Raw genomic sequence first — 23,606 nt, forward strand, 5'->3', positions numbered from 1 at the left:
GTCTGATCCCTTCGTCTACGACTGGGGAGAACGGCTCCTCCCCATTCGACTACCCGGGACCCCGCACCACAAACGATCCACACAACGATCCGATCACACCGCGCTAGCGTCGAGGCCGTGTCCGACACCACCGTTCGCACGGCCTACGCCGCGATCCACGAGCTCTACATCGACCTGTTCGGCAGCCCCGCCGACCTGCATCCCGACGACGCCGACCTGGCATTACGCCATCTCGCCGACGCCCCTGGCCCGGTCCTCGATCTGGGATGCGGTCCCGGCCACTTCACCCAGTTCCTGCACGCGGCGGGCATCGCCGTCACCGGCGTCGATCTGGTCCCCGAGTTCATCGCCCACGCCCGCTCGCGCTACCCGGACGTGCCGTTCCGCGTCGATTCCCTGCGCACCGTCGACGCACCGACCGCCTCGATCGGCGGCGTGCTCGCGTGGTTCTCGCTGATCCACTTCACCCCGGCCGAACTGCCGGCGATCCTGGCGGAGTTCGCCCGGGTCCTCGTGCCCGGCGGTCGCCTGGTGCTCGGCTTCTTCGACAGCGCCGAGCAGGTCGAGGTGTTCCCGCACAAGGTGACCGCGGCCTATCGCTGGCCGGTCGACGAGCTGGCCGAGGTGCTGCGCGCGGCCGGTTTCACCGAACGGGAACGGCGGCAGCGCCCGGCCGAGGGCGATGTCCGCCCGCTGGCCGCGCTGGCCTGCTCACGCGCTCATCGGTAGCTCGGGCTGGGCGGGCAGCCGCACCGAGGTCGCCCTGACCACCCGGAACTGTCCCGGCGTCATGCCGGTCTCGAGCTGGAAGGCGCGGTAGAACTGCCGCGCCGAGGAGAAGCCGCTGGCCTCGGCGATCCTGGCCACCGCCCGCGCCCGGTCGCGCAGCAGCAGCTGGCGGGCGTGGCGCACCCGCATCCGGCGCAGCATGGCGGCCGGGCTGGTGCCCAGCGACGCGAAGGCGCGGTGCAGGGTCCGGCGCGAGACCAGGCAGCCGCGCGCGATGCCGTCGACGGTGAGCAGCGGATCGGTGAAGTGCCTGCGCAGGAACACCAGCAGCTGACCGCGCGAGAGGACCCGCGCCTGCCGCACCACCGTCCGGCGGGCGGAGGCGGCGACGATCGAGCGCACCAGATCCAGCCCGCCCGCCGCCAGCGACCCGGCCTGCTCGGGCTGCGGCAGCGCCACGACACCGGCGAAGAACCGGGCGATCACCTCGCCCGCGCCGGAGGCCGGGATGTGCAGGGGCAGCGCCGCGCGGAACGCCGGGCTGTCGGCGAGCACCTCGGCGGGCAGCCGCAGCACTACCTGGGCCCACTCGCCGGGCATGGCCCACCGGAAGGGCTCGCTCGCGCGGTACACGATCAGGTCGCCGGGACCGACCTGGATGATCCGCCCGGCGTGCGCGAGCTCCCCGGTCCCTTCGAGCTGGATGCTCACCAGCAGTTCGTCGCCGCGCGGCGCCGACTCGCGCGGCGCGCGCCGCAGCGTCTGCCGCCCGGCTCGCAGGATCGTCAGATCGAAGCCGGGGAACCGGTGTGATTCGATCCGTCCCGTGCAGCCCGGCTCGGCGCCGGACTCCACCAGGACCGGGACGACGGCCTGCGAAACCCGTCGTGCCCAGTCCTCTCCAATGCACATCTCAGATGCCCCCTGACCCAACACATTTCGCGATTCGGACGGTAATCCGGTGGTTTCTCTCTCGAGATCACCTCTGCGCCAAAGGTTTTCAGATGGCAGTGACCCACACCAACCGAGCGGCCGGAATCCCCGCCACGGCGATAGTGAAATCTTCAACAAATAGCGCGCGGACATCGCTGTTCGCGGTGCCGACAAATAGCTTCGGCGCGTCGGGTGTGATCGACATCAAGGCGGTAATATCCGCTCCATGGTGGACGAGCGTTCCCGCTCGGCGCACGAGAGCGACAACGAGCTGACACCACGGGAGCGACTGGCGTGGCGCACCTACCTCGCCGGAAAGTCCAATCTCGACGAGGTCGTCAACCGCCAATTGGAACAGGGCCACAACCTGAGCTTTCCCGAATTCCGGATTCTGCTCGCCCTGCACCGCGCACCCCAGCACGCCCTGCGCATGAGCGTGCTCGCCGACCGGGTCCACGTCTCCCGCGGCCAGCTCACCCACCTGGTCCGCGCCCTGGAAGCCCGCGATCTGGTCCTGCGCAAGCCCGACCCGCACGACCGCCGCGGCGTCGTCGCCCATCTCACCCCGACCGGCAGCCGGACCGTGGAAGCCGCCCTCCCCGGCCACGAGAGAATAGTTCGGGACCACTTCGTCGAACCCGTCACCGACATCGCGCTCGATACCGTCGCCGACGCCTTCGGGCGCATCGCCCGAAATACGACGGAATTGTCGGCGGGCACCGGAAAAGGCTCCGGAAAAGTCCGCGGGGAACCGACTGATTCGAATAGTTGAATAGGAACTCGGTCGAGTTCAGTTCGGCTGATCCGCGCCCGCGCCGAGGACACTCCGCACGATATTTTCCAGCGCCTCGGCGGTCTGATCGAGTGGGCGGATGCTGCGCTGCGCCCGGCACAGGGCGACGGTGCCCTCGATGGCGGCGACGATCAGGGTGGCGGTTCGCTCGGCGGCGTCCTCGGCCGCGCCGTGCTCGCGCAGCGCATCGGCGAGCAGGACGGTCCAGTGACCGAACGCCTCGGCGGCGGCGCGGCGCGGTTCGTCGTCCTCGTCGGGCTGGTCTTCCACCGACACCGCCAGTACCGGGCAACCGGCCTGGAAATCGCTGTCCACCACGATCTTTCGCCACATGCCGACGAATGCGCGCAGGCCGTCGACCGGACCGGCCGACAACTCCGCCGTCAGTTTGCGCACCGTCAGCGCGTCGGCCAGCCGCACCGCCTCGGCCGCCAGCTGCGACTTACCACCGGGAAAGTAGTGATACGTCGAGCCGAGCGGCGCGCCGGAGTGCTTGGCCAGCTCGCGCACGCTGGTCGCGTTCAAGCCGCGACGCCGCAGCATGTCGGCGGCACCGGCCACCAAGCGATCGCGCGCATCCGACTGCGCCATCCCACACCTCCCTGGCCATAACGACCGTCATAGTGTACCGTCCGAGACTTATAACAGTCGTTATAGAGGAGGTGTTCCCATGCCGATGATCCAGCTCACGCTGCCCGCGGACGTCCTGTCCGGCGCCGCCCGGCAGCAGTTGCAGAAGACGCTCGCCACCACCCTGCTCACCTGGGAAGGCGCACCCGACACGGCGTTCTTCCGGGCCCAGGCCTGGTGCCTGATCCACGAGGTGCCCGCAGGCGCCTTCGGCACCGCCGAGGACGACCTGCCCCGCTTCCGGGTCGACGCCACCGTCCCCGCGGGCGCCCTCTCCGACCGCCGCAAAGCCGGTCTGGTGCGGCAGGTGACCGACGACGTCCTCGCCGCCGCCGGCCTCACCGAGGCCGACGCCCTCCGGGTCTGGGTCCTCATCCACGAACAGCCCGAAGGCACCTGGGGCGCGGCGGGCAACATCATCCGCTTCGCCGAACTGACAGCGCTCGCCGCCCAGGCCCGCGGCTGATGCGGGAACTGCACCTCGTCCGCGCCCACCACCTGGCCTGGCGCGAACGACCCGACCCGGTCCTGGAAGGGCCACGCGACGCGCTCGTCCGCCCGTTCGTCGCCGCCCGGTGCGACGGCGACACCCTGCCGATCCACCGCCACGTCTCCCGGGCCATGCAGGTCGGCGTGCGGGCCGGATTCATCGATCCGGTGGTCGCGAGCATCTGCGGTGACGTCCCGTTCCGCGGTCCGTTCGCCATCGGCCACGAGTGCGTCGCGGAGGTCGTCGCGGTGGGTGCCGAGGTCAGCGGCCTCGCTCCCGGTGACCTCGTGGTCGTGCCGTGGGCGGTGTCGTGCGGGGAGTGCCCGGAATGCGCGCGCGGCCTGACCGCCAAGTGCGCGACGACCCGCACCAGCACACTGGCCGCGTTCGGTTTCGGACCGGCCAGCGGACCGTGGGGCGGCATGGTCGCCGATCTGCTGCGCATCCCGTTCGCCGAGCACATGCTGGTACGAGTGCCCGCCGGGGTCGACCCGCTGCGGGTCGCCGCCGCCGGTGACAACCTCACCGATGCCTGGCGCTGTGTCGTCGGCCCGCTCGCCGAGCGACCCGGCGGTTCCGTGCTCGTCCTCGGCGGTGCCGCGCAGAGTATCGGCCTGTACGCGGCCGGGCTGGCGGTCGCGCACGGCGCCGAGGTCGTCGACTACGTCGATCACCGGCCCGAACGCCTCGCGATTCGCCGAAAAGCTCGGCGCCAGAGCGCATCCGATCGCCAAGGGCAAGCTGCGCCGGGCCGATCTCCCGCCCCGGCGGTACGACATCGCCGTCGAGGGCACGTCCACCGCGACCGGGGTCGACGCGGCCCTGCGCGCCCTGCGTCCGGGCGGTATCTGCACGCCGGTCGGCTACTACCTCGCGCCGGGCACCAAGGTGCCGCTGATGCACATGTACGCCACCGACGCGGCGCTGAAAATCGTTGTCTCCCATGTCCGCCCGCACCTGCCGGACCTGCTCGCCTTCGTCGCCGAGACCGGGTTCCCGGCCGAGGAAGTCACCACCCTGCTGGCCGACTGGGACGACGCGCCCGCGGCCTACCGCGCCCACACCACCGAGCTCGTCCTGCATCGGGCGCCGCTGGGAGTGTCGGCGTAGCGGCGGATCAGGCCGCCAGCGCCAGGCTCTCGACGTCGAACCGGTCGGCGCTCGCGCGGGCGACCAGACGCGCGACGGCGTCGGTGACCTGCGCGGGCTGCTCGAGGATCACCGAGTGGCCCGCGCCCTCGAGCTGCACGAAGTCCGCGTAGTCGACGGCGGCGGCCATGGCGATCGAGTGCGACGGCGGCGTCATCAGATCGGCGGAGCCGCACAGGATCAGCGTCGGGATCGTCGACAGCGTCGGCAGCGCGTCGGTGCGATCGAAGATCTTGAAGGAGCTCAGGAAGGTCGCCATCGTGACGATCGAGGTGGCGTTGTGCATCGCCTCGGCCAGCGCCAGCACCCTCGCGCTGACCTGGCGATCACCGAACTCGGCGGTCCGCACCACCGGCGCGAAGACCTTGCAGGCCAGCAGCTTCGCGCGCTGCATCAGCCGCGGCGCGCGCCGGACGGCGGCCTGGAAGACGCCGATGATCGGGTTGCGCAGCAGCCGCCCGAAGCCCGCGTCGGCGAGCCCGTTCGCGGCGGTCGCGACCAGCCCGACGCCGACGATGCGGGTGCCGATCTCTTCCCGGTACTGGCTGACGTAGGTCAGCACGGTCATCCCGCCCATCGAGTGGCCGACCAGCACGACCGGTCCGGTCGGGGCGACGGCGTCGAGCACATCGTGCAGGTCGCGGCCGAGCTGTTCGAGGGTGTAGGTCTGGCGCGGTGCCATCGCCGAGTCGCCGTGGCCGCGGTGGTCGTAGCAGACGACCCGCGCGCCGGGGTGCTCGCGCAGCAGCGTGTCACGCACATCGGTCCAGGACTCGGTGCGCAGGCAGTGCCCGTGCAGGAGGACCACGGTGAGGTCCGCGTAGCGCTGTCCGTATTCGCGGACCGCGAGCTCGACCCCGTCACCGGTCGTGACCGTGAACCGGCGCTCCGCGTTGGCGGTGATGCTGATCGACATCGGGACCTCCGGATCGGCTGACGGTGACAGGATCAACTCTCCGCCGAATCCGCCCCCGTCATCAGGGCCCCGAGTGCTGGCGCCGAACCACCGAGGGTGCGCAGAACCCCACCTTGGTGCCTACCGCGGCGTCGCCCCCGGTTCGAGCAGGCGCTTCGGGTGCATGCCGTCGACCTGGCCGACGAACGGCGGGTGGATGCTGTAGCCGAGCATGCGCCGGATGTCCTCCGAGACCCGGCGCACGGTGTCGCGGGTCATCGAGAGGGTGAACGCCTCCTGCGGCCGCAACCACGGCTCGCAGTACTGGGCGGTGACGGCCAGGCGCGGGCGATCGGTGCGGTTGGCGCCGCCGCCGTGCCACAGGGTGCCGGGGAAGAACACGCACGACCCGGCGCGCATCACCACGGGTTCGCGGGCCTCGCCCGCGGGGAGCCGATCGCCCCACCGATGGCTGCCCGGGATGATGTCGGTCGCGCCGTTGTCGGCGGTGAAGTCGTCGATGGCCCAGATCGTTGCCGCGCCGAGCGCGGCGCGGGGGCGCGGCAGCGGGTAGAAACCGTCGTCGGTGTGCAGCATCTGCGCCTGCTCGCCGGGCAGGATATTGATCACCTGCAGCATCGACAGCAGGTAGTTCGGCTGGAACAGCCGGTCGAGCAGGGCCAGCACGCGCGGATGATCGGCGATGCGGTCGCAGCTCGCCGTCTTGTTCAGCACGCTGTACACCCGCTGGGTGGTGTGACCCTCGAACTGGTTGCGCCCGGGCCGATCCAGCAGCGGCGCCACCGCGGCGCGGATCTCGTCGAGCTGATCCGGCGTGAGCAGGTCCGGCAGGATGACGTACCCGTCGCGCAGCACCGCCGCCAGATCCGCCTCGACGACGGCCGGATCGACCGTCGCCCCGCTGCTCGCGGTCCGCCGATAGGTCCCGGCCAGGTCGCCACCCAGGTCCGTCAATGAGGAAACTTCGCCGGTCATCGGCCACTCCCTTGAACATAACTGAGTTCTGTTATGTTTCGAATATGGCACGCGCCCCGATCGGACGTCAACAACTGCTCACCGCCGCCCGCGCGGAACTGGTCCGCGGCAACGGCGTCCTGGAACTGAGCGCGCTCACCCGCCGCGCCAAGCTCAGCACCGGCGCGCTCTACCACCACTTCGGCTCCAAGAGCGGCCTGCTCGCCGCCATCTACGACGGCTTCTACGACGGCCTCCGCCACGCCATCGCCGACGCCCACCTCCCCGCCGACGCCGACTGGGCCACCCGCGAACGCGAACGCACCCACCTCTTCGTCGCCTACCACTACGCCGACCCCCTGGCCCCCATCCTCCTCACCCGCGCCGCCCTCGACCCCGACCTCGCCGAACTCGAAGCCGTCCACATCGAAACCATGAGCGCCATGGCCGCCGACAACATCCGCCACGGCCAATCCCTCGGCCAACTCCCCCGCGACCTCGACCCCGACAGCGCGGGCGCCTACGTCATCGGCGGCCTACGCCACGGCATCGCCCAGCAACTCCGCGCCACACCCCCGACCGACGAGCACCGAGCAACCGCCCGCCTCTGGCACCTGACCGCCGCTACCCTCGGAATCACCAGGAGCCAGGGGGGCACATGAAAGACAGCCGGGCAGCCGTCCGTCAACGTTCACGCGGATTCCGAATCGCCACGGGCACCGCACAAGTCGTACTCGGCTGCACCGCCGGCTACCTGATCAACTGGGCAACCCTCCTCGCCACCCTCGACCTCCAGATCGCCACCGGGTGGAACCTGCCGTGGCTCATCGACATCTGGCTGGTGCCCCTCGCAGTGACACTCGGCCTCATCACCGTCCTCTGGTCCACCCACCCGAAAATCAGAATCGCCCTGACAGCGGCAACGACGAGTTCCCTGCTGACCTCAGCGTTCTTCGTCTGGATCTTCGCGACCTGGTAGCGCCGGCATCCGACAGACCGCACCGAGCTGGAGCGCGGATCTTCGTCACCGTGCCCGTGTCAGATGTACAGACCGTCCCAGTCGACCACGCCGCGTTGGCAATCGATCGACCCGAGAGTGATTGCCACACGCCCCTTTTCCTCGAGGTCGAGCAGGCACAAGGGGCCACCGTGCTCGAATGTCAGGTCGGCGAACCATGCGCGTATCGACGCCGAGCGGGCGAACAATCGGCTCATTCTGGTGGTCGCAGCGATGAAGTCGAACCGGAGATGATCCGGCAGGAATGTCGAAGCATCCCAGGCGAACAGGTAGATATGCCCGACCGAACACAGCCGGTCACCCTCCGGTCCGGTCGCCACGATCCCTTCGTCGTCCACCCACTTCAGCAGCTCGTTGTCCGCGGGAAACGAAATCGACAAGTCCAGCTCGAGGAGACTGCCCTCGGCCGCCGCTGTCGTGTCGAAGGGGACAGAGGTTCCGGAGACGAACCCGGTGGTGCACGGCAGGACGACTCGGCCGTCGGGAAACTCGACCGTGGTGGACCGATCGGGGTCAGAAGTGCAGCAAGCCTTCACCGCTTCCAAGAGCGGACGCGCGAAATCACGGTGAACGTAGACCTCGTAGCCGTAGTCGAGTCCCATCTACTCACCTCATCCCACTCGGAGCTTGTGGTCCAGTAATGACAACCCCAGCGGAGCCCACGAATCGGGCTCCGCTGGGGTAGACCGCGGCGCTAGGCGTCCTTCGGCGGAGGGACGTGCTGGAGCAGGAACGGAACGTAGTCGGCCACCGCGGCTTCGAACGCGGCGCCGAGGTAGATGTCGAAATGCCCGACCGGATAGCGGCGCACGGTCGCGGCCGGTGCCGAACGGGCGTACTCGAGCGTCGGGACCGGCGGTGCCACGGTGTCGTTGTCACACACCCCGAACAGGATGGGCGCCTTCACCGCCGCGGCCGCCTTACCGGGGAAGTACAGCGGAATATCGGCGGCGACGCGCGCGTGCACGGCATTGGTGAACGCCATACCCGGCGGCACCAGCGCGAGGTAGCCGTCGAGGACATCGGCCGCGTTCATCAGCGCGACCTCGCCCGGACGCCCGGCCAGCGGAATCATGACCGGTCCCTGCCCCGAGGACGATTGCGCCAGATCCTCGGCCGCCAGCGCGAGTGCCTTCGGCGCGGACAGGCCGAGCGTCATCGACGACGCGGCACCGTCGGTGAACGGGCACTGACTCACCACCGCGGCCACCCGGGGGTCCGCCTTGGCGATTTCGAGTACGTGTCCACCACTGAAGCTCGTCCCGAACAGCGCTACCGCCTCCGGATCGACGCCGGGAAGTGCGCGTGCGTAGGCGATGGCCGCGTGCCAGTCCGCGTGTTGCAGGCCGATATCGAGCAGCTGCCGCGGCTCGCCGGTGCTGGCGCCGAAGTGCCGGTAATCGAAGGCGAGGACGATGTAGCCAGCCGCCGCGAAGCGCGCGGCGAAGGCGTCCAGCCGCATCTCCTTCACACAGCCGAGCCCATGACCCATCACGACGACCGGGCGTTTGCGGGAGACATCGGCGCTCGGCCGATACAGCCAGGCGGCACACCGGTCCGCGCCGGAAGCGAAGGTGACGTTCTCACGAATGGCGTCCTGCGCGAACGATATTCCGGGCGCGAGCAGCAGCGGCGCGAGCGCGGCGGCACCGACCAGGAACGAACGACGGGAAACGGACATCGGGTCCTCTCGGGAAACAGACTGCGCGGCTGCACTTCTCGGACGATGCACCGCGATGAGTTGACGCGCGGCGGGCAGGTCCGGGCCGCGTAACCGGGATCGCCGGTCCGCATGCCCCCGTGGGCAGCGCGCTGACACTCTGACAAATTTGCGCAAATATGTCAACGAGTCACGGCGCGCATCCCCGAGGTGATCCGGAATTCCCGGTGCGGTGGATACACCCGCCGCGCGAGATCACGCGTCGGCGCAGGTCAGGAGTGTTCGAGCCCGATCACGACCAGGGTCACGGTGCGCCGCAGCTGCCGGCCCGCCGACCGCAGGTCGTCGATCTCGCGTTCCAGGCCATAGGTCAGCGCGATGAGCGCGGCCGCGAGCTCCCCGGCCTCGCGCGGAGTCGTTCGCTCGCGCAGGATCTCGGCGACGATGCCGGTCAGTGCCGCGATGTGATCGTCGATCATGGTGCCGAGTCTGCGTGCGCCGTCGACCAGGAAGTCAGCGGCATGCGCCGGACTGTCCCGGTGGAGCTGAGCGGCCAGCCCGAGCTTGCACTCCAGGACCGCGATCACTCGATCGGCCGTGCCGCCCCGACGCTGCGCCGCCGCGGTGGCGGCGGCCAGCGAGCGGTCCAGCATCCGCTGCGCCACCAGGCGAAAGGCCTCGTCCTTGTTCTTGACCGACAGGTACAGCGTCGGCCGCGACAGTCCGACCTCGCCCGCGATGTCGTCCATCGTGGCGCGCCGCAGACCATGGCGGGCGAAGCAGATGTACGCGGCATCCAGCACCGCGTCCAGCCGCCCGCTCACTTCGGACACGTCGGATCCTTCGAAAAGCCCTGTGGCCCTTAGACGTTGAAGCGGAACTCGACGACGTCGCCGTCGGCCATGATGTAGTCCTTGCCTTCCATGCGGACCTTGCCCGCGGCCTTGGCGGCGGACATGGAGCCGGCCTCGACGAGGTCGGTGAAGGCGACGAGTTCGGCCTTGATGAAGCCGCGTTCGAAGTCGGTGTGGATGACGCCGGCGGCCTTGGGGGCCGTGTCGCCCTGGTGGATGGTCCAGGCTCGGGCTTCCTTGGGGCCTGCGGTGAGGTAGGTCTGCAGGCCGAGGGTGTGGAAGCCGGCGCGGGCCAGGGCGTGCAGGCCGGGCTCGGTCTGGCCGATGGACTCGAGCAGTTCGAGGGCGGACTCGTCGTCGAGTTCCAGGAGTTCGGCTTCGACCTTGGCGTCGAGGAAGACGGCGTCGGCGGGGGCGACGGCGGCCTCGAGTTCGGCGACCTTGGCCTCGTCGGTGAGCACCGATTCGTCGGCGTTGAAGACGTAGAGGAACGGCTTGATGGTGAGCAGCGAGAGTTCGCGCAGCAGTTCGCCGTCGACCTTCTTGCCGGCGGCGAACAGGGTGGTGCCCTCGTTGAGGAACTCCTGGGCGACCTTGGCGGCGTCGAGCAGCGGCTTGCGGTCCTTCTTGACCTTGGCTTCCTTCTCGAGGCGCGGGATGGCCTTCTCGAGGGTCTGCAGGTCGGCCAGGATCAGCTCGGTCTCGATGACCTCGATGTCGGCGGTGGGATCGACGCGACCGTCGACGTGGACCACGTCGTCGTCGGCGAATACGCGCACCACCTGGCAGATGGCGTCGGCCTCACGGATGTTGGCCAGGAACTTGTTGCCCAGGCCCGCGCCCTCGGAGGCACCCTTGACGATGCCCGCGATGTCGACGAAGGACACCACGGCGGGCACGATCTTCTCGGAACCGAAGATCTCGGCCAGCTTGTCCAGCCGCGGGTCCGGCAGCGGGACCACGCCGACGTTGGGCTCGATGGTCGCGAACGGGTAGTTCGCGGCCAGCACGTCGTTCTTGGTCAGCGCGTTGAACAGCGTCGACTTTCCGACGTTGGGCAGGCCGACGATTCCGAGGGTGAGGCTCACGAGGAGCAGAGTCTACGCGGTGCGGCCGGTCACCGAACCACCGGAACCCGCCCCGCGCGGGCGGGGCGGGCCGAGGGTGATCACGGAACCAGGACGACCTTGCCCAGGTTGGCGCGCTGCTCGATGACGGCGTGCGCGGCGGCGGCCTCGTCGAGGGCGAACTCGGCGTGCACGACCGGATGCAGCAGGCCGGAGGCGTAGAACTGCCAGACCTCCTGGCGCAGGTCCTCGTAGCGGGCCGGGTCGCGCTGGGCGAGGCGGCCGATCCGGAAGCCGGACAGCGTCTTGCCGCCGGCGAGCAGGTCCTCGGTGTCGATGAGGCCGCCGCCGGTGCCGTAGGTGACGACCCGGCCGCCCTCGGCGAGCGCGCCGATCGTGGCGCCCAGCCCGGTGCCGCCGACACCGTCGAGGGCGAAGTCGGCCTGCTTGGCGGCCTGGAGCTGGTCGTAGGTGACGACCTCGTCCGCGCCGAGCCCACGCACGAAGTCGGCCTTGGCCCCGTCGGACACCGCCGCGACGACCCAGCCCGCGCCACGGACCCGGGCCAGCTGCACGGCGAGGTGGCCGACGCCACCGGCGGCGGCGGTGATCAGGGCGGTCTCGCCCTCGCGCGGGGCCGCGGTGTCGAGCGCGCCGAGCGCGACCAGACCGCTGCGCATCAAGGCGACGGCGTCGACCGCGGACGCGCCGTCGGGGATGGCCGAGGCCTGGTCGGCGGGCAGCACGACGTACTCGGCGTAGGCGTCGGCGCACAGGCCGACGACGCGATAGCCGGGGGCGTAGCCGTCGACACCGTCACCGACCGCGACGACCTCACCGGCCACCTCGGCCCGCAACTGCTGCGGACCGCTGATCCGCCGGATCGCCGACAGGGTGACCCCGATGGCCTCGACCTTGACCAGCAGCTCACCGGGACCGGCCACCGGCACCTCGGCCGCGACGACCTCGAGCACCTCCGGACCACCGCTGCGCTCGTACCGAACTCGCCGCATGACACCTCCTGAGATTGGGCGAAGGCGCAACGGTAACCGCCTGAGTGCGCGTAACCACAGCTCACGGACCTGTGAGTGCGAAATCTCACCGCCGCGCGCCGGGCGCGGCGAGCACCTTCACAGAATGGTTACCCCGCACGGGAGCGCGGGACGCGTGCGCCACACCACATCGCTCACGACCCTGGTCGCTGCCACTGTTTCCGGCGTAGCGTGACGCGTATGGAGTCGACCACGGAGGTGGTGACCGCGGCCCCCGCGCCGATCCTGGCGGCCTTCATCGACCGCTACATCGGCTACCGGCTCGCGGGGTTCGAACCCGGCCTGCACCGGGGCCTGCCCTCGCGGCACATGACCTTCATCGTCGCCATCGGCCCGACCATCGACGTGGTCGAGCACACCGATCCGCACCAGGCGCCCGGCAGCTACCGCTGTGTACTCAGCGGCCTGCAAGCGACTCCGGCGATGATCTCGCACACCGGTTTCCAGGAGGGCATCGCGATCGAGCTGACCCCGCTGGGCAGCCGGGTCCTGTTCGGCATGCCCGCGAGCGAACTGTGGGATGTCTCGATCGAATGTTCCGACGCCGGTGGACCGCTGGGTGACCAGCTCGCCGATGCCGTGCAGTCACAACCGGATTGGCCCGGCCGCTTCGCCGCCTGCGATCGGGCGCTGACCGCGGCGGCGCGCACCGAAACCCTCGCCGGACCCGAACTGTCCTGGGCCTGGCGCACCCTCGTCGGCACCGGCGGCACCTGCGAGATCACCCCGCTGGCGCAGCGGATCGGCTGGAGCCGCCAGCATCTGACGCGCAAGTTCACCGCCGAGTTCGGCGCGAGCCCGAAACTGGCCGCGCGGATCATCCGGTTCGAGCGGGCGCGGCGGATGCTGGCGAACACCCCGTCCTATGTCTCCATCGCTCAGGTCGCCGCCGCCTGCGGCTACTACGACCAGGCTCACCTGAACCGCGACTTCGCCGAGCTGGCCGCCTGCGCCCCGACGACCTGGCTGGCCGAGGAGATTCCATCCGTCCAAGACCCGACCGCCCCCGAGGCGAGAGGCTGAGCACATGGACACTTCCACCAACACCCAGACCGCGGTCTGGCCCTGCCTCGCCTTCGACGACGCTCGCGCCATGATCGAATTCCTCACCACCGCCTTCGGTTTCGACGAGGTCGCCGTCTACGCCAGGGAGGACGACGCGTCGGTCGTCGAACACGGCGAACTGCGCTGGCCCGCGGGCGGCGGCATCATGTTCGGCTCCACCGGTCGCGACGACAGCCCCTTCGGCACCCGCCCCGCCGGCGTCGCCTCGCTCTACCTGGTCACCGACGAGCCCGACGCGCTGCACGCGCGGGCCACCGCGGCGGGCGCCCGCCTCATCCGCGGCCTGCGCGACGAGGACTACGGCTCGCGCGGGTTCACCGTCGCCGACCCCGAAGGCAACCTCTGGAGCTTCGGCACCTACCGCGGCGAATGACCCGCTGAACAAAATTTCATCTTGGCCGCGACGGTGGGTGATCCTGTCCGGCGCGCTGGGCCGATCGGCTACGTTGTCGATGTTTCACCCGAGGCTCTGCGCGTTATACCAGGAGAGTTGGCACATGGCGACCATCGAATATCTGCGGACCGACCCGGACTTGCCTCCGGTCGGTGTCGTCGATCGCACCCCGATCACGCCCGCCAAGAAGGCCGTGTTCGCGGGGATCGCCGTGCTCGGCACGATCGCCTGGGCGATCATCGCGTTCGTCCGCGGTGAGTCGGTCAACGCGGTGTGGATCGTCATCGCGGCGGTCTGTACCTACATCATCGCGTACCGGTTCTACGCGCGGTTCATCGAATGGAAGATCACCAAGCCGCGCGACGATGTCGCCACCCCCGCCGAGATCTACGACAACGGCAAAGACTTCATGCCGATGGACCGGCGGGTGCTCTACGGTCACCACTTCGCCGCCATCGCGGGCGCCGGGCCGCTGGTCGGCCCGGTGCTCGCCGCGCAGATGGGGTACCTGCCCGGCACGATCTGGATCATCGTCGGCGTGGTGTTCGCCGGCGCGGTGCAGGACTACCTGGTGCTGTGGGCCTCGACGCGCAGGCGCGGCCGCAGCCTCGGGCAGATGGCGCGCGACGAGCTCGGCACGGTGGGTGGTGTCGCCGCGATCGTGGCGATCCTGGCCATCATGACGATCCTGCTCGCGGTGCTGGCACTGGTCGTCGTCAACGCGCTCGGCGAGAGCCCGTGGGGCGTGTTCTCGATCGCGATGACCATCCCGATCGCCCTGTTCATGGGCGTGTACCTGCGGTTCCTGCGGCCGGGCAAGGTCGGCGAGGTCTCCGCGATCGGCATCGTGCTGCTGCTGGCGGCGATCGTCGGCGGCGGCTGGGTGTCGGAAACCGAGTGGGGCGCCGACTGGTTCACCCTCTCGCGCACCACCATCGCCTGGTGCCTGATCGCCTACGGCTTCTTCGCCTCGGTGCTGCCGGTGTGGCTGCTGCTCGCCCCGCGCGACTACCTGTCGACGTTCATGAAGGTCGGCACCATCGTGCTGCTGGCGGCGGGCATCCTGATCACGATGCCGGTGCTGAAGGCGCCCGCGGTCTCCGAATTCGCGCACACCGGAACGGGTCCCGCGTTCGCGGGCAGCCTGTTCCCGTTCCTGTTCATCACCATCGCCTGTGGCGCGCTGTCGGGTTTCCACGCGCTGGTCTCCTCGGGCACCACGCCCAAGCTGCTGGCCAAGGAATCCAACGCCAGGATGATCGGCTACGGCGGCATGCTGATGGAGTCGTTCGTCGCGGTGATGGCCATCATCACGGCCTCGATCATCGATCAGCACCTGTACTTCGGCATGAACGCGCCGCTCGGGCTCACCGGCGGCACCCCGGAAAAGGCCGCGGCCTACACGAATACGCTCGGCCTGTCGGGTCCGCCCGCGACGCCGGAACTGTTCGCCGACGCGGCCGCCGACGTGGGTGAGAAATCGATCATCTCGCGCACCGGTGGCGCGCCGACGCTGGCGGTCGGCATCTCCGAGGTCTTCCACAAGTTCCTCGGCGGCGAATCGATGAAGGCGTTCTGGTACCACTTCGCGATCATGTTCGAGGCGCTGTTCATCCTCACCACGATCGACGCGGGCACCCGGGTGGCCCGGTTCCTGGTCTCCGACGCGCTGGGCAACTTCGGCGGCGGGTTCACGAAGTTCCGCGATCCGTCCTGGCGGATCGGCGCGTGGCTGTGCTCGCTGCTGGTCGTCGCCGGCTGGGGTGGCGTGCTGCTGATGGGCGTCAACGATCCGTTCGGCGGCATCAACGCGCTCTACCCGCTGTTCGGCATCGCCAACCAGCTGCTCGCCGCGATCGCGCTGACGATCGTGCTGACCATCATCATCAAGCGCGGCCTGCTGAAGTGGGCCTGGATCCCCGGCGTCCCGCTGGTCTGGGATCTGCTGGTCACCATGACCGCGTCCTGGCAGAAGATCTTCTCCGCCGATCCCAAGCTCGGCTACTGGAAGCAGCACAGCCTGTGCCAGGCCGCCAAGGAGGCGGGCACGGGCTGCCTGACCGCGAAGACGCCCGAGCAGGTCGACATCGCCATCCGCAACACCTTCATCCAGGGCACGCTCTCGATCGTGTTCGCGGTGCTGGTGCTGATCGTCACCGTGGTCGGCGCGATCGTGTGCGCGCGGGCGATCCGGTCGGGCACGGTGTCGAGCACCGAGTCCGAGGAGCAGCCGTCGAAGATCTTCGCGCCCAGCGGTTTCGTCTCGACCGCCGCGGAGAAGGACGTACAGAAGGAGTGGGATGTGCTGATCGCCGAGGGCAAGGTGACCGCACCCGGATCGGCGCACGTGTCGTGAGTGTGTCGCGGGACGGGAGCGGCCGGTTCACCGGATCGGCCGCCCCCGCCCCTGCGGCCACGGCGCCGCGCCCGGCCGCGCCGGCGCTGCTGTCGCGGGTGTGGGCGGGCGTGCGCGGGGTCGCCAGGTGGTACAGCGCGATCAACGGCGGCCAGGACTACCAGCGCTACGTCGACCATCTGCGGCGCACCCACCCCGGCTGCCCCATCCCCAGCGAACGCCAGTACTGGCGCGACCGCTACGCCGAAGCCGAGCGGAACCCGACCACCCGCTGCTGCTGACATCGGCCCCCATATCGTTTATCGTTAATATCGAAAAACGATAAACGGGGGGCCGATCATGCCTACGTCATCCGCATTCCGCTGGTCCGGTGCCGACAATGTCGTGCTCCGGGCCGTGCTTCTCGCCGCGATCGGGATCACCGGTCTCGTCGCGGTCTATCAACTGCTATGGATCGCCGCGCTGGTACCCGTCCGCGGCGGCGGCCATCCGACGACGATCGTCGTCGACCGGCCGGGTGACATCGCCGCGCCGGTCGTCGACGCGAGGACTACGGGAGCTGTCGACGTCGCCGTCGACGGGAACCTGACGATCACCTTCCATCAGCCCGATGCCGTGGAGCGACTGCTGCTCGCGACGCCCGGACTGCTGCTCGCCATAGCCGTCCTGATCGCGCTGACCGCCGTCCTGCGGATCGTCGGGAGCCTGGCGCAGGGCGACCCGTTCGTCGCGCCGAATGTCCGCCGGATCTACACCGTCGCGGGCGCGGTCCTCGGCGGCGCGCTGGTGGTTCCGACGGTCGCGGCGTTCACCAGGGCCGAACTCCAGTCCCGGGCGCTCGACGGCCACGATCTGGTGCTGCTGCGGTTCACGCTCGACGCCGGATCGCCCACCCTCGCAGCGCTTCTCGTCGGGATGGCGCTCGTCGCGCTGGCCGAGGTGTTCCGGCGCGGCACCGCGCTGCGCGACGACACCGCGGGCCTGATCTGATGCCGCCGGAAGAAGCCACGGGCGTGCGCGTGCACCTCGACCACCTGCTCGCCGAGCGGGGGCTGACCCTCACCGAACTCGCCGAGCGGGTCGGGATCACCGTGGTCAATATGTCGGTGCTCAAGAACGGGCACGCGAAGGCCATCAGGTTCTCCACCCTCGCCGCACTGTGCCGGGAGCTGCAATGCCAACCGGGTGACCTCATCAGCTACGAATTACCGTCATCGGGTCACCGGGGATAGTGGCCGATTTCCGCTAGCGACCCGCTCGCTTCGCGGGCATTGTGGAACCCGTGACGATCACGGCTTTGGACTTCGAGCGCTGCTACCGGGCGGTCTCGACCCGGGACTCCCGCTTCGACGGGCAGTTCTTCACCGCGGTGCGCACGACCGGTATCTACTGCAGGCCCTCCTGCCCCGCGATCACGCCCAAGCGGGCCAATGTCTCCTTCCTGCCCACCGCCGCGGCGGCGCAGCAGGCCGGGTATCGCGCCTGCCGACGGTGCCTACCCGATGCCGCGCCGGGCTCGCCGCTGTGGAATGTCCGGGCCGATCTGGCCGCGCGGGCCATGCGGCTGATCGGGGACGGGGTGATCGAACGCGGCGGCGTGCCCGCGCTCGCCTCGACCCTCGGCTACTCCCAGCGACAGCTCACCCGGGTACTCACCACCGAACTCGGCGCCGGACCGCTGGCCCTGGCCAGGGCGCATCGCGCGCACACCGCGCGGCTGCTGATCCAGACCACCGAGATGCCGATGTCCGACATCGCCTTCGCGGCCGGGTTCGCCAGCATCCGCCAGTTCAACGACACCGTGCGCGAGGTGTTCGCGGTCAGCCCGACGACCATGCGCACGGAGTCACGGCGCTCACCGCGCTCCGATGCCGTCGCACCCGCCGCGCCGGGCCTGCTCACGCTGCGCCTGCCGTACCGGGAGCCGCTCGACACCGGGTGGCTGGCGTGGTTCCTGTCCGCGCACACCGTGCCCGGCATGGAGCTGTGGGAGGACGGCGTCTACACCCGCGGGCTGCGAACTCCGCACGGGCACGCCACCGTCCGGCTGTCGTTCCAGCCCGGCCACGTGCGCGCCGAACTGGCGCTGCGCGACATGCGCGACCTGGCGCCGACGGTGGCGCGCGTGCGGCACCTGCTCGACCTGGACGCCGATCCGCAGGGCATCGACGAGGGTCTCGGCCTCGCCGTCCCGGACAACGGACTTCCCGTCGTGACGGCGGTTCCCGGCCACGGGTTCGGACCGGGCATTCGCGTGCCCGGCTGCCTCGACGGCCCGGAGTTGTTGCTGCGCACCATGATCGGTCAGCAGATCTCGGTCCAGGCGGCGGCGACCCACACCGCGCGCCTGGTCGGCGCCCTCGGCGATCGGATCGACGGCCCGGCGCCCCGGCTGTTCCCCACCCCCGACGTGGTCGCCGAGCGCGGCGCGGAGGTGCTCACCGGACCGGCCCGCCGGGTGTCGGCCGTCGTGGCGGCGGCAAGGGCGATCGCCGAGGGCGAGCTGGTCCTGCACTCCGGCCGCACGGCCGCCGAACTGCGCCGCGACCTGCTCGCGCTGGCCGGGGTCGGGCCGTGGACGGCCGACTACGTCACCATGCGCCTGCTCGCCGATCCGGACATCCTGCTCGGCACCGACCTGGTCGTCCGCCAGGGCGCGACGCTGGCCGGCGTCGACCTCGACCACACCACCCGCTGGGCGCCGTGGCGCTCCTACCTGTCCATGCACCTGTGGAAGACGGCACTCGAACATCGCGGCGTCATCGCCGCGCCCCGCCCTTCCCGCCCCGTCAACGGAAGCGAAGCATCATGACCGACACCAGCATTCGACGCGCCGACGTCGCCACCGTCGCCACCCCGATCGGACCGTTCACCGCCATCGTCGACGCCGACGGCGCGGTCCTCGCCTCGGGCTGGACCGCCGACCCGGCCGAGCTCACCAGCGTCATCCACGCCACGCTACGTCCGGCCGAGCTGCGGCAGCGGGACGCGCTCGGCGAGGTCACCCGGGCGGTGACCGCCTACCACGCCGGCGAGCTCACCGCGATCGACGCGATCACCGTGCGCCAGCGCTCCGGCGAGTTCCTCACCCACGCGTGGGAAGTGCTGCGCAAGGTGCCCGCGGGCGAGCCGGTCACCTACACCGAGTTCGCCGGGCTGTCCGGTCGGCCTGCGGCGACCAGGGCTGCCGCGAACGCGTGCGCGCGCAATGCCGCGGCGCTGTTCGTGCCGTGTCATCGGGTGCTGCGGATCGGCGGTGCGCTGGGTGGATTCCGCTGGGGACTCGACGCCAAGCGGTGGTTGCTCGCGCACGAGGCCTGAGATAGTAAGGCCAGTAACTCACGATTGGCTCTTTCATGAGGTCCAGTCGGCCCGGATGCTGATACCCATGCTCACTCGTCGCCTGATCGCGCTCTACACCGGTCTGTGGTTGTACGGGACGTCGATGGCGGTGATGATCCGGGCCGGGCTCGGGCTCGATCCGTGGGACGTCTTCCACCAGGGCGTCGCCGCGCACGTGCCGCTGAGTTTCGGCGCCGTCACCGCGGTGACCGGTGTCGTCGTGCTGCTCGCGTGGATTCCGCTCCGGCAGAAGCCGGGTCTGGGCACGGTCAGCAATGTGATCGTGATCGGGGTCTCGGTGGACGTCGGGCTGTGGCTGATCCCCGCCGCCGACGCGCTGTGGGTGCGGGTGGCGGCGATGGTGCTCGCCGTCGTCGTCAACGCCGCGGCGACCGTGCTCTACATCGGCGCGGGGATGGGTCCAGGACCCCGTGATGGACTGATGACTGGACTGGTCGCCCGGACCGGGTGGCCGGTGTGGTCGGTGCGCACCGGCATCGAGGCGACGGTGCTGATCACCGGCTGGCTGCTCGGAGGCAGCGTCGGCATCGGCACGCTGGTCTATGCCTTCGGCATCGGGCCGCTGATCCAGCTGATGATCCCGTATGTCGACGGGTGGTTGCCGGGGTTCGCGCCGAAATCCGGGGGTGCGGTTCGGGCCGATCCGGTGCCCGAACCGACGGCCTGATCTGCGGGGCTCCGGGCCGGAGCTACTCCCTGAGCGACGACAGACCGAGGAGAAACCCGGCCCCGTCGTCAGGCGACAGTTGCTTGGAGCTGCGAGCCCGTCCGGCCGCGTAGGACGTGCAGTCGGCTGGGAATCCGCTGGCGCATCTCGTCGACGTGGCTGACCACGCCGACCACGCGGCCGCCCGCCCGCAGTTCGTCCAGGACGCCCATGACCGCGTCGAGGGTGTCGGCGTCGAGACTGCCGAAGCCCTCGTCGATGAACAGGGTGTCGAGCACCAGGCCGCCCGCTTCGGCGGCGACCACGTCCGCCAGGCCGAGCGCCAAAGCCAGTGAGGCCATGAAGGTCTCACCGCCGGAGAGGGTCTTCGCGGAGCGGACCGCGCCGGTGTAGTCGTCGCGGACATCGAGGCCGAGGCCACCGCGTCGGCCACGCGGACCCGCCTTGTCGGAGTGCACGAATTCGTAGCGGCCGCCGGACATCCGGCGCAGCCGCAGCGAACCGGCGACCGCGACCTCCTCGAGGCGCGCGGCGAGCACGTACGAGCGCAACGACATCCGGCGATTGTTCTCGCCACGCCCCGCGACCACGTCGGCCAGCGTGGCCAGCTCGTCGAAATCACGCTGCCTCGGCGCGATCCGCTCGACCTCACCCCACAGCTGGGTCCCCAGCTGCTCCAGCTGCGCGACCCGCTCGGCGGCGGCCGACTGGGTAGCCACCGCCGCGGTGAACGCGGTCTGGGCATCGGCGAAACGCTGTTCCAGCGCGGCCAGATCGGCAGGCACCTGCTCGGCCACCGCCTGGATCTGCGGTTCGGCGAGGACCGCGTCGGCGTGGGCACGGGCCCGGTCGGCAGCGGTGAGCTCGGATTCGATCGCCGACTGCTGGGCCGCGGTCCGGGCGAGCACGGTGACGAGCTGGGCGTACGCCGTGAGCAGGGCGATATCGTCGCGCCGCGGCGCCGGTTCGGGCTCCGGTTCCGGTTCGTCCTCGACCGGCTCGTCGTCGAAAAGGTCGAACAGCGTGGGCATCTCGGGCGCGCGGCTCGCTGGGCGCGCGGCTCGCTGGGCACGCGGTTCGTCCACGCTGTCGGCTGACTCGCCATCGCTGCCATCGCCCGTCGCCTCATCCGGTACGGCGGCTGGAGCAGTGGTGATCCGTTCGTAGCCCTCGGGAACGAAACCGGCTGCCTGGGCGAGGTTTTCGACGCGGGTGGCGATGTGGCGGACGGTGTCGCGGGCGGCGGATTCCTCGGTGCGGGCGGTGCGGAGGGTGGTGGCGGCGGTGATGAGGGATTCGAGGCGGGTGGTGCGGGCGTCGACCGAGTCGTCGGCGCCGGCGGCGGTGCGCAGGCGGAGGGTGAGTTCGTCGAGGCGGGTGCGGGTGGCGGTGATGGTCGCGGTGGCGGTGCCGAGGCGGGTGGTGAGGTCGCGGGACTGCTCGTGCAGGGTGGTTTCCTCGGCGCGCAGGGTGTCGAGGCGGGTGGTGAGGGTGGTGACGCGGGCGGCGCTGTCGGCGGCGTCGTCGAAGCGGTGGGTGGCGGTGCGCACGGCATCGGCCAGGGTGACCGGGTCGGCGTCGCCGCCGCGCGCGGTCAGCGCCTCGATCTCGCGTTCGATGACGCCGATGCGCTCGGCGATCCGGTCGCGTGCGGCTTCGGCCGCCTGCTCGGCCGCGGTGGCGGCGTCCTCGGCGTCCTTGGATACCGCGTCGTCGGTGGGGCGAGCGGGGTCGGGATGCTCGGCGGACCCGCACACCGCGCACGGTGCGCCGACCGACAATGCGCCGGCGAGTTCGGCGGCCATGCCCGCCAATCGGCGCGTGCGCAGATCGAGCACCCGTTCCCGAGCGTCGAGATAAGTCCCCCGCGCCGCGTCGAACTCAGTCTGTGCCCGGTCCAGCGCAGGCCGCTGCTTGGCCAATTCGACGGCGGCCGCCGCGGATTCCTGCCACTTACCGAGCTCGGTCCGCAGTCCGGGCAGCGCGGCGGCGGCATCGGTGGCCTCGCGCAGCTGCTCCCCCGCTCCCGCGAGCACGACGGGCAATTCGGTACGGCGCTGCGCGAGTTCGCCGGCGCGCGCGGTCAGGCGCGTCACCTCGGCCTCGTGCGCGGTGAGATCCACGGCGAGCTGACGTGCGGTCTCGGCGTCGGCCCGCACCTCACCGAGCACACCGAGCTGGGCGTTCCACTGGCTCACCGCGGCGTCGAGATCGCCCTCGACATCGCGAACGCGGCCGAGATCCTCCGGCCGCACGCCATCTGGACCGGAGGGGCTGCCCACCCGGGTGCCCTGTTCACTACCTGGTCCGGGCGACCCGCCGTCAGACCGCACGCCGCCGACGCGTCGCGTATCACCTTGTCCACCGGTGGAATCCACTCGCTCGACCGGCGTCCGGGCCGACGGATCAGCGTCGTCGAAGACCACCGTCAGCAGATCCAGCCCCGCGATATCGGCGGCCGCCTCGGCACCCAACTGGACGGCCAGTTCACCGGCGACCGACCGGGTCGACGCCTCCGCGCGGCGCAACGCGCGCACCGCCGACCGCGCCTCGTCGATGGCGTGCACCACCGGCTCGGCCCGGCGAGCCTGCTCGAGTTCACGTTCCAGCTCGGCCCGGCGCGGGGCGTCGGCGGTGTACGCGGCCAGTTCCGCGCGGGCCGCCGCCATCCGGGCGTGCAACCCGGCGACGCGGCGCTGCTCCTCGGCCTCGGCGCGGGCCGCGCCCGACTCCTGCTGGCGGAGTTCGGCGTTCGTGTTCGCCTCGGCCAGGTCGGTGCGCGCGGTGGCGAGCAGATCCTGGGACCAGGTCACCGCGTCGGGCAGGCCGACCGATTCCGCGCCGCCATAGCCCGCGGCCATACCGACCTTGGTGATCAGTCGATCGATGCCCTGGGTGCGGGCGGTGAGGTCGGCCTCGGCGGCGCGACGGCGGTCCGCCAGCCACGTCTCGGCGGTACCGAATCGCTGGGTGTCGAAGAGCTTTTCGAGCAGCTTCTCGCGATCCTCGTTCTCGGCGCGCAGGAACTTCGCGAAATCGCCCTGGGGCAACAGCACGACCTGGAAGAACTGGTCGGCGCTCATGCCGAGCAGACGCACGACCTCGTCGCCGATATCGGTGAGCCTGGACAGATTCTCGCCCGACCCGTCCAGCCATTCCAGCGTGCCCTTGGCCTGCACCTCGGTGAACCGGGTGCTGTCGCGGCTGCTCGGCCGCTCGAACGCCGGGCTACGGGTGAGTCGCAGCCGACGACCGCCGAGGGTGGCCTCGAGGGTGACCTTCGGCCTCGTCTGCGGGTCGGCGTGATCGGAATGCAGCCGCTTGCCCTCCCCGCGCGCACCGGGCACCCGCCCGTACAGCGCGAAGGCGATGGCGTCGAGGATGCTGGTCTTGCCCGCGCCGGTGTGCCCGTGCAGCAGGAACAGACCATCCGCGCCGAGCACGTCGAAATCCACGACGGTGGACTCGGCGAAGGGACCGAACGCGACCATCTCCAGTCGATGCAGCCTCACGCGG

At 70.3% G+C, this 23,606-nt stretch carries 26 protein-coding genes and 1 pseudogene; 16 read left to right on the plus strand and 11 right to left on the minus strand.

Annotated elements, in window-relative coordinates; all coding sequences use genetic code 11:
- Positions 1–117 precede the first annotated feature (117 nt).
- A complete protein-coding gene (locus AB0L91_RS06660; protein WP_365007752.1) occupies positions 118–729 on the plus strand; it encodes a class I SAM-dependent methyltransferase in 612 nt (203 codons plus the stop codon).
- On the opposite strand, the gene AB0L91_RS06665 is transcribed toward AB0L91_RS06660, so the two are convergent.
- Positions 712–1,641: an AraC family transcriptional regulator gene (locus tag AB0L91_RS06665; RefSeq protein WP_365007753.1), complete on the minus strand. Its 930-nt coding sequence runs from the start codon at positions 1,639–1,641 to the stop codon at positions 712–714. The genes AB0L91_RS06660 and AB0L91_RS06665 overlap by 18 nt on opposite strands.
- A gap of 88 nt (positions 1,642–1,729) precedes the next feature.
- On the minus strand, positions 1,730–1,867 hold the full coding sequence (locus AB0L91_RS06670) for a hypothetical protein (protein WP_365007755.1): 138 nt from the start codon (positions 1,865–1,867) through the stop codon (positions 1,730–1,732).
- A 21-nt stretch (positions 1,868–1,888) separates the two neighbouring features.
- Here AB0L91_RS06670 and AB0L91_RS06675 point away from each other — a divergent pair, with 21 nt between their 5' ends.
- Complete coding sequence (locus tag AB0L91_RS06675) at positions 1,889–2,434, plus strand: MarR family transcriptional regulator (protein ID WP_365007758.1); 546 nt, start codon at positions 1,889–1,891, stop codon at positions 2,432–2,434.
- 18 nt (positions 2,435–2,452) lie between these two features.
- Here AB0L91_RS06675 and AB0L91_RS06680 read toward each other — a convergent pair whose 3' ends face one another.
- Positions 2,453–3,046 (minus strand): TetR family transcriptional regulator, encoded by a 594-nt coding sequence (locus AB0L91_RS06680; protein ID WP_365007760.1) that lies wholly within the window; start codon positions 3,044–3,046, stop codon positions 2,453–2,455.
- A 79-nt stretch (positions 3,047–3,125) separates the two neighbouring features.
- Here AB0L91_RS06680 and AB0L91_RS06685 point away from each other — a divergent pair, with 79 nt between their 5' ends.
- The 3 genes and pseudogenes from AB0L91_RS06685 to AB0L91_RS06695 all read left to right on the plus strand — a co-directional run bounded on the left by AB0L91_RS06685 (position 3,126) and on the right by AB0L91_RS06695 (position 4,685).
- Positions 3,126–3,551, plus strand: a complete 426-nt coding sequence (locus AB0L91_RS06685) for a tautomerase family protein (protein ID WP_365007761.1) — start codon at positions 3,126–3,128, stop codon at positions 3,549–3,551.
- Positions 3,552–3,706: 155 nt separating this feature from the next.
- Positions 3,707–3,982: pseudogene (locus tag AB0L91_RS06690) on the plus strand (alcohol dehydrogenase catalytic domain-containing protein); the annotation flags it as partial.
- 121 nt (positions 3,983–4,103) lie between these two features.
- Entirely contained in the window at positions 4,104–4,685 is a 582-nt protein-coding gene (locus tag AB0L91_RS06695; protein WP_365011346.1) for a hypothetical protein, read from the plus strand.
- Between the two features lie 7 nt (positions 4,686–4,692).
- Here AB0L91_RS06695 and AB0L91_RS06700 read toward each other — a convergent pair whose 3' ends face one another.
- Both AB0L91_RS06700 and AB0L91_RS06705 read right to left on the minus strand, forming a co-directional pair.
- The gene (locus AB0L91_RS06700) at positions 4,693–5,640 is read right to left on the minus strand and encodes an alpha/beta hydrolase (protein WP_365007762.1); all 948 of its coding nucleotides are present in this window, start codon (positions 5,638–5,640) and stop codon (positions 4,693–4,695) included.
- Between the two features lie 120 nt (positions 5,641–5,760).
- Positions 5,761–6,615, minus strand: a complete 855-nt coding sequence (locus AB0L91_RS06705; RefSeq protein WP_357343099.1) for a phytanoyl-CoA dioxygenase family protein — start codon at positions 6,613–6,615, stop codon at positions 5,761–5,763.
- 44 nt (positions 6,616–6,659) lie between these two features.
- Here AB0L91_RS06705 and AB0L91_RS06710 point away from each other — a divergent pair, with 44 nt between their 5' ends.
- Both AB0L91_RS06710 and AB0L91_RS06715 read left to right on the plus strand, forming a co-directional pair.
- Entirely contained in the window at positions 6,660–7,256 is a 597-nt protein-coding gene (locus AB0L91_RS06710; protein WP_365007763.1) for a TetR/AcrR family transcriptional regulator, read from the plus strand.
- Entirely contained in the window at positions 7,253–7,573 is a 321-nt protein-coding gene (locus tag AB0L91_RS06715) for a hypothetical protein (RefSeq protein ID WP_365007765.1), read from the plus strand. The genes AB0L91_RS06710 and AB0L91_RS06715 overlap by 4 nt, the downstream gene beginning before the upstream one ends.
- Positions 7,574–7,632: 59 nt before the next feature.
- Here the strand turns inward: AB0L91_RS06715 and AB0L91_RS06720 are convergent, their stop codons facing one another.
- The 5 genes from AB0L91_RS06720 to AB0L91_RS06740 all read right to left on the minus strand — a co-directional run bounded on the left by AB0L91_RS06720 (position 7,633) and on the right by AB0L91_RS06740 (position 12,206).
- Positions 7,633–8,214: a hypothetical protein gene (locus AB0L91_RS06720; protein WP_365007766.1), complete on the minus strand. Its 582-nt coding sequence runs from the start codon at positions 8,212–8,214 to the stop codon at positions 7,633–7,635.
- A 92-nt stretch (positions 8,215–8,306) separates the two neighbouring features.
- The gene (locus tag AB0L91_RS06725) at positions 8,307–9,293 is read right to left on the minus strand and encodes an alpha/beta hydrolase (RefSeq protein WP_365007768.1); all 987 of its coding nucleotides are present in this window, start codon (positions 9,291–9,293) and stop codon (positions 8,307–8,309) included.
- 251 nt (positions 9,294–9,544) lie between these two features.
- Positions 9,545–10,105, minus strand: a complete 561-nt coding sequence (locus tag AB0L91_RS06730; protein WP_365007769.1) for a helix-turn-helix domain-containing protein — start codon at positions 10,103–10,105, stop codon at positions 9,545–9,547.
- A gap of 29 nt (positions 10,106–10,134) precedes the next feature.
- On the minus strand, positions 10,135–11,214 hold the full coding sequence (gene ychF, locus AB0L91_RS06735) for a redox-regulated ATPase YchF (protein WP_365007771.1): 1,080 nt from the start codon (positions 11,212–11,214) through the stop codon (positions 10,135–10,137).
- Positions 11,215–11,294: 80 nt separating this feature from the next.
- Complete coding sequence (locus AB0L91_RS06740) at positions 11,295–12,206, minus strand: zinc-binding dehydrogenase (RefSeq protein ID WP_365007774.1); 912 nt, start codon at positions 12,204–12,206, stop codon at positions 11,295–11,297.
- 219 nt (positions 12,207–12,425) lie between these two features.
- Between AB0L91_RS06740 and AB0L91_RS06745 the strand changes: the two genes are divergently transcribed.
- From AB0L91_RS06745 to AB0L91_RS06785, 9 genes are all read left to right on the plus strand, one after another.
- Positions 12,426–13,268, plus strand: a complete 843-nt coding sequence (locus tag AB0L91_RS06745) for a helix-turn-helix domain-containing protein (RefSeq protein WP_365007777.1) — start codon at positions 12,426–12,428, stop codon at positions 13,266–13,268.
- A gap of 4 nt (positions 13,269–13,272) precedes the next feature.
- Positions 13,273–13,683 (plus strand): VOC family protein, encoded by a 411-nt coding sequence (locus tag AB0L91_RS06750; RefSeq protein WP_355276466.1) that lies wholly within the window; start codon positions 13,273–13,275, stop codon positions 13,681–13,683.
- 124 nt (positions 13,684–13,807) lie between these two features.
- Positions 13,808–16,060 carry a carbon starvation CstA family protein gene (locus AB0L91_RS06755; RefSeq protein ID WP_365007780.1) on the plus strand — a complete coding sequence of 751 codons (2,253 nt, stop codon included), beginning with the start codon at positions 13,808–13,810 and terminating at the stop codon, positions 16,058–16,060.
- 110 nt (positions 16,061–16,170) lie between these two features.
- Positions 16,171–16,341 carry a YbdD/YjiX family protein gene (locus AB0L91_RS06760; RefSeq protein ID WP_357344216.1) on the plus strand — a complete coding sequence of 57 codons (171 nt, stop codon included), beginning with the start codon at positions 16,171–16,173 and terminating at the stop codon, positions 16,339–16,341.
- Between the two features lie 58 nt (positions 16,342–16,399).
- A complete protein-coding gene (locus tag AB0L91_RS06765; RefSeq protein WP_365007782.1) occupies positions 16,400–17,050 on the plus strand; it encodes a DUF2975 domain-containing protein in 651 nt (216 codons plus the stop codon).
- Positions 17,050–17,292, plus strand: a complete 243-nt coding sequence (locus AB0L91_RS06770) for a helix-turn-helix transcriptional regulator (RefSeq protein ID WP_355276472.1) — start codon at positions 17,050–17,052, stop codon at positions 17,290–17,292. Before AB0L91_RS06765 ends, AB0L91_RS06770 begins: the two co-directional genes overlap by 1 nt.
- 41 nt (positions 17,293–17,333) lie before the next feature.
- Positions 17,334–18,872 carry an Ada metal-binding domain-containing protein gene (locus tag AB0L91_RS06775; RefSeq protein ID WP_365007784.1) on the plus strand — a complete coding sequence of 513 codons (1,539 nt, stop codon included), beginning with the start codon at positions 17,334–17,336 and terminating at the stop codon, positions 18,870–18,872.
- Positions 18,869–19,381 carry a methylated-DNA--[protein]-cysteine S-methyltransferase gene (locus AB0L91_RS06780; protein WP_365007786.1) on the plus strand — a complete coding sequence of 171 codons (513 nt, stop codon included), beginning with the start codon at positions 18,869–18,871 and terminating at the stop codon, positions 19,379–19,381. Before AB0L91_RS06775 ends, AB0L91_RS06780 begins: the two co-directional genes overlap by 4 nt.
- 67 nt (positions 19,382–19,448) lie before the next feature.
- The gene (locus tag AB0L91_RS06785) at positions 19,449–20,090 is read left to right on the plus strand and encodes a hypothetical protein (protein ID WP_355276478.1); all 642 of its coding nucleotides are present in this window, start codon (positions 19,449–19,451) and stop codon (positions 20,088–20,090) included.
- 68 nt (positions 20,091–20,158) lie between these two features.
- Here the strand turns inward: AB0L91_RS06785 and AB0L91_RS06790 are convergent, their stop codons facing one another.
- Entirely contained in the window at positions 20,159–23,602 is a 3,444-nt protein-coding gene (locus AB0L91_RS06790; RefSeq protein ID WP_365007787.1) for an SMC family ATPase, read from the minus strand.
- Between the last annotated feature and the right edge of the window lie 4 nt (positions 23,603–23,606).

Source organism: Nocardia sp. NPDC051833 (genome assembly GCF_040681225.1).
GTDB lineage: Bacteria > Actinomycetota > Actinomycetes > Mycobacteriales > Mycobacteriaceae > Nocardia.

What these genes read in the sequence shown, in the direction of transcription:
- AB0L91_RS06665 (WP_365007753.1), bottom strand. Translation starts at nt 1,641, where the DNA reads ATGTGCATTGGAGAGGACTGGGCACGACGGGTTTCGCAGGCCGTCGTC.
- AB0L91_RS06670 (WP_365007755.1), bottom strand. Translation starts at nt 1,867, where the DNA reads ATGTCGATCACACCCGACGCGCCGAAGCTATTTGTCGGCACCGCGAAC.
- AB0L91_RS06675 (WP_365007758.1), top strand. Translation starts at nt 1,889, where the DNA reads ATGGTGGACGAGCGTTCCCGCTCGGCGCACGAGAGCGACAACGAGCTG.
- AB0L91_RS06680 (WP_365007760.1), bottom strand. Translation starts at nt 3,046, where the DNA reads ATGGCGCAGTCGGATGCGCGCGATCGCTTGGTGGCCGGTGCCGCCGAC.
- AB0L91_RS06685 (WP_365007761.1), top strand. Translation starts at nt 3,126, where the DNA reads ATGCCGATGATCCAGCTCACGCTGCCCGCGGACGTCCTGTCCGGCGCC.
- AB0L91_RS06695 (WP_365011346.1), top strand. Translation starts at nt 4,104, where the DNA reads ATGCCTGGCGCTGTGTCGTCGGCCCGCTCGCCGAGCGACCCGGCGGTT.
- AB0L91_RS06700 (WP_365007762.1), bottom strand. Translation starts at nt 5,640, where the DNA reads ATGTCGATCAGCATCACCGCCAACGCGGAGCGCCGGTTCACGGTCACG.
- AB0L91_RS06705 (WP_357343099.1), bottom strand. Translation starts at nt 6,615, where the DNA reads ATGACCGGCGAAGTTTCCTCATTGACGGACCTGGGTGGCGACCTGGCC.
- AB0L91_RS06710 (WP_365007763.1), top strand. Translation starts at nt 6,660, where the DNA reads ATGGCACGCGCCCCGATCGGACGTCAACAACTGCTCACCGCCGCCCGC.
- AB0L91_RS06715 (WP_365007765.1), top strand. Translation starts at nt 7,253, where the DNA reads ATGAAAGACAGCCGGGCAGCCGTCCGTCAACGTTCACGCGGATTCCGA.
- AB0L91_RS06720 (WP_365007766.1), bottom strand. Translation starts at nt 8,214, where the DNA reads ATGGGACTCGACTACGGCTACGAGGTCTACGTTCACCGTGATTTCGCG.
- AB0L91_RS06725 (WP_365007768.1), bottom strand. Translation starts at nt 9,293, where the DNA reads ATGTCCGTTTCCCGTCGTTCGTTCCTGGTCGGTGCCGCCGCGCTCGCG.
- AB0L91_RS06740 (WP_365007774.1), bottom strand. Translation starts at nt 12,206, where the DNA reads ATGCGGCGAGTTCGGTACGAGCGCAGCGGTGGTCCGGAGGTGCTCGAG.
- AB0L91_RS06745 (WP_365007777.1), top strand. Translation starts at nt 12,426, where the DNA reads ATGGAGTCGACCACGGAGGTGGTGACCGCGGCCCCCGCGCCGATCCTG.
- AB0L91_RS06750 (WP_355276466.1), top strand. Translation starts at nt 13,273, where the DNA reads ATGGACACTTCCACCAACACCCAGACCGCGGTCTGGCCCTGCCTCGCC.
- AB0L91_RS06755 (WP_365007780.1), top strand. Translation starts at nt 13,808, where the DNA reads ATGGCGACCATCGAATATCTGCGGACCGACCCGGACTTGCCTCCGGTC.
- AB0L91_RS06765 (WP_365007782.1), top strand. Translation starts at nt 16,400, where the DNA reads ATGCCTACGTCATCCGCATTCCGCTGGTCCGGTGCCGACAATGTCGTG.
- AB0L91_RS06770 (WP_355276472.1), top strand. Translation starts at nt 17,050, where the DNA reads ATGCCGCCGGAAGAAGCCACGGGCGTGCGCGTGCACCTCGACCACCTG.
- AB0L91_RS06780 (WP_365007786.1), top strand. Translation starts at nt 18,869, where the DNA reads ATGACCGACACCAGCATTCGACGCGCCGACGTCGCCACCGTCGCCACC.
- AB0L91_RS06785 (WP_355276478.1), top strand. Translation starts at nt 19,449, where the DNA reads ATGCTCACTCGTCGCCTGATCGCGCTCTACACCGGTCTGTGGTTGTAC.